The 3,457-nt window shown below is 48.3% G+C and carries 2 protein-coding genes; both read right to left on the reverse strand.

Features of this window, described 5'->3' with window-relative positions; translation table 11 throughout:
- Positions 1-72 precede the first annotated feature (72 nt).
- On the reverse strand, positions 73-480 hold the full coding sequence (locus EA14781_RS21880; RefSeq protein WP_002462352.1) for a very short patch repair endonuclease: 408 nt from the start codon (positions 478-480) through the stop codon (positions 73-75).
- 88 nt (positions 481-568) lie between these two features.
- On the reverse strand, positions 569-3,457 hold a 2,889-nt coding region (locus EA14781_RS21885), incomplete at its 5' end, for a helicase-related protein (RefSeq protein WP_042336296.1).

Below are 3,457 nucleotides of genomic sequence, written 5' to 3' on the forward strand. Positions count from 1 at the left end.
GACCACCAGACTGACCACCTTTTCAATTCATAACCAGGTATCAAGACCAGCGCTATTTTTGACTCTCTTACATCATTCCTTTAAAAATTCTTTCAGCCTTTCCAAAAGAACATCGGTTTCTTTAAGTTCGCATTCCCAGACCACCAACGTTCGCCAGCCCATTTCGTACAGTTTTGACAAGTTCAGGCAATCCCTTGATTTATTTTTTTTCAACTTAGCAAACCAATATTCCTGATTGGATTTAGGCATGCGATTTCGCCGACATCCCTCATGGCTATGCCAGAAGCAGCCATGTACGAAAATGACTTTGCGCTTTCCCCAAAAGACTAAATCGGGCTTGCCCGGTAGTCTGGGATCGTACAAGCGATAACGAAACCCAGCATGATATACAAGGCGCCTGACGATACATTCAGGTCGGGTATTTTTCCCCTTGACTCTGGACATTACATAGCTTCGTTTAGCTGGAGTAAATGTATCCATCAGAAAGCCTCATTTGCCACTATTCAATGAGCGCTTTCGTTTGAAAGCGCTTTTGATCAACAAAAAGAGTATGCCGATTTTGATAATGTTAATTTCGTTTCAGATTAGCCAACGCTCGCAAAGGCCGCCTTTCCAGCTCGAATGTATCAATGAATCGCAATGAGGATCTGTCATCGATGAGTCCCAATGAGTCAATCAGCGCTTTACGCTCAGGTTCTCTCCATTGCCACAGGGGATGTGTAACGACTGCGCGCCAGAGTTCTTTTCCATCCTGAATTTCGGTAAGGACCGGTAATGAGTGCTCTTTTGACAATTTGATGGTTCCAGGTCGTAACGCCTCGACGTCTTCCGCCAGCTCAAATGCCCTGTCTCGCCACCCGACCATTTCAGGATGAATCCAGTCATTGTCGTTCAAGCCGCAGGCGAATTCAGGTACTACCATTGCCCGTAAGTAGGCTATGCCTAAACGCCAGTCCAGTAAGCCGTGGTACCGGCGGTTGCCATAACGTTGTATGCACTTGTAACAAGCAGTTTGGCATTGTGCGGGATGATCATTACTCAAGAAATCGACCATCGGCCAGTCGCTCTTATTGTTCAGGATTTCATCCAGTAATGTGGCTACCAATGGAGGGTCGCCAGCAACCGATGGTTCGGCAAGCCGTCGGCATAATCCTGAACCGTTGATCAACGCGTCGGCGATTTGCAATATCGGTTTGCCGAAGTGCAACCGGGGTTCAAGCGTTTCGAACTCGTCTGGCGATACATCCAGATGGAGCGCGGCTTTATGCGTTAATATTTGAGTCGCGCTGATAGCCGCCGCTCGCGTAGGCAAATTCATATATTCGCCGTATCTGGCGACCATATTCAGATTAAGGCGTTCATCGAATTGCATTAACTCCAGGTGAAGCGACTCCGTCTCTTTGCTTGATACAAGCCCAAAGCTTTTCTTCTCTCCGGTGCACCGCCATCTAAAATTATTGCGCAGTCCAGCCCAGTTTGAATCAATCGCCTGACTTCCTTTAATCGGCGATCGGTAGGTAGCTAAAGGAATCGGCACCTTTTGATCGCTCGCCAAATCAACGGTAAAGCGCTCTCCTTCTTTCTCCCCATTAATGGGCCCATCGTTAAGACGCAAAATAGTAACGCCGCCGCGCCGTACGATAAAAGAACCGCAACTTTCTGAGGCTCCTGTATGCAATACGGTCGCCGTAGTTTTTAACGACATACGGGTAAAGCTGTCCATCTCGTCCTTTGGCTCAAAATCTGTGCGGAAAGCGGCAGGCGTGATATAGAGTTCGAATTCGTCCGGGCTGATCGGCGTATCGCAATCCTTGCAGTTAATGTCACTATCAGGTTGACTTTGCTCCAGCTTTGCCGAACCGCATGCCGGACAAATCGCGACATAGTGACTCGATTCCAGCCATGAACATACCGTCGAGAGATCTGATACACGGTTGTCCTGGACCTGGGGTTCCCGATAATTGCCGGTGAAGCCGATCACCTCATGCTTTTTCTTATCCTTGATCAATACCGAACCAGGAGCATACTCAAAAACCGCAAGGTCAAGATCGCGATCCATCGTTGACCATTCGTATTCGGTTTGGTCATTCGCACCTTTTGTTTTGCGTAATCCCAGATAAAGGTTGCGTACCCGAGTCGGCATTCCATACATCGGCAATAGCCCTCGCTCAGCCAGAAAACAAGCAAGCCCTGTATTATCGTCAGGAGCGGAAGTTCCCAATCCCGCGATTTCTTCGATTATTTTTTCAGCGTTGATTGCGGAATAAAGGCGTTGGCGTTGACCGGGGGCGAACGTTGCGGCTTCGATAAAACGCTCACGTATATTCTGAGTCGCCTCCAGCGCGCTGTACAATAGTTTGGCCCAGTCAGCTTTATCATCATGATAGTAATCATGCGTTGAAACATATTCGCCATGAATATCAGGCGGTACGAGTTTATCGCCAGGGAATGTTATTTTGTTCTTACGGCATTCTTCACGCAGAAGATTAAATGCGCTTCTGAGCCAAATTTTCCGCAGAAGTCTTTTGGGTATATCATCATGATCGACCGCCAGGAAGGGCGGCGGCGGCGGATCGCCGGTGATCGCGTGAGGGTGTGCGAAATAGTAAGCATCATGAGTACGCCCGCGACAAAACGTGATAACGAAAGAAAATGCCTGGCCGCGTCGTCCGGCGCGACCGACGCGCTGCTGGTAATTAAATCGCTGGGGCGGCATGTTGGCCTGATAAACTGACTGAAGCGAACCGATATCAATACCGACTTCCATCGTTGTGGTAACGGCAAGCATATCGATTTCCGCATCCAGTTTTTCAAGTTCGCTCATCTTATCGACGAAAATCCCCTTGAATTTACGCAACCGCTCGGAAAAATCATCCGTTTGCCCGGTCAATTCTTCGACGTTCAACCGGAAACGTTTAACACCATCTCGTTCCCCGCGCACGATGCGTTTGCCAAGAAAATTGTCTTCCCATAGCTTTTCAACGACGCCGCTGGGTTCAATATTGAGCGGATTTACGCAACGGGTACAATGCTTAAACCCTAAATGTAAGTGAATTCGTCCGCAGTTGCTGCATTGCCAGTAATGATCGCCAGGTTTAGCGACCTTAAGAAACAATTTGCCGATACTAATTAATCCCGCCGTATGTTTCAGATCAGCAAACTGCTTTAAGATACTCGTCAGACCTTCCTGATAGAGGTTATCGCCGAATAAAACTCTGGCGACGCGCTTAACTTTCTCTTTGTCGACATTCGCTCCGACATGCCAGTCCCGGGTGCGGCTGGCGTCGAAATATTTATTTTCCTTAACGCGATAGACGCCGGAAAACACCCTCAGCCACGCATCGAGTTGCGGCATATCATCTTTACCAGCGATGCACGGATACGCCAGTCCAGTTTCTTCCAGCGCGAAAAAGATATTGGCGAAAATTACGTCGTCTATCAGTTCAAATTGATCATC

This window comes from Escherichia albertii NBRC 107761 = DSM 17582 (genome assembly GCF_000759775.1).
Lineage (GTDB): Bacteria > Pseudomonadota > Gammaproteobacteria > Enterobacterales > Enterobacteriaceae > Escherichia > Escherichia albertii.